At 43.9% G+C, this 590-nt stretch carries 1 protein-coding gene; it reads left to right on the forward strand.

Annotation, left to right across the window (positions count from 1 at the left end; genetic code table 11):
• Nucleotides 1-377, forward strand: a 377-nt coding sequence (locus E0D98_RS25520; protein WP_346655065.1) for a sulfatase-like hydrolase/transferase, incomplete at its 5' end; no start/stop codon positions are given.
• Between the last annotated feature and the right edge of the window lie 213 nt (nucleotides 378-590).

Below are 590 nucleotides of genomic sequence, written 5' to 3' on the forward strand. Positions count from 1 at the left end.
TTTATAACATGACGACAGAGCATGGTGATGATTTTGCCATGCTGTATTTTTCTGATCATGGGCAATCCGTCAGTTCAGACAGCACCCCTGTGCATCATGCGCCAGGTTTGCGTTCGGGATACGATGTGCCTCTCATGATGATGGCCAGTGATATTACTGAGCACCACCTCAATCATGTGCATATCAGTGCACGTCGTTTTCCCGAGATTTTTCAATGGCTCACAGGGATACAAACTAAAAATCTGCCGTTAAGTTTTTCTTTGTTACAGAATGATTTCGCTGAAAGTGTTTTTGTATTCAATGGTGAACGTGACGTTCCGGTACTGTCTTTGCCAGAAGAGCCGATACTGACCGGAAATGTTGAATCAGAAAAATAATAAAGATTATTTATGACCGTGCTCAATGCCCCATGTGTATGAGGCATTGAGCGTTTATTTCAGGCTGACACTGTTTTCAGCCCATACCTGGATCAGTGAATATGCTGACCTGTTTTTTCGCGAATATCAGCCCCCTGTAATTGTATCAATATACCTTCTCCGTTGAGCATCAGGCTGTCCAGTGAATGGATCCCACTCCTCCTCATCAGTTCG

The organism is Escherichia sp. KCJ4928, assembly GCF_004352695.1.
Classification (GTDB): domain Bacteria; phylum Pseudomonadota; class Gammaproteobacteria; order Enterobacterales; family Enterobacteriaceae; genus ECMA0423.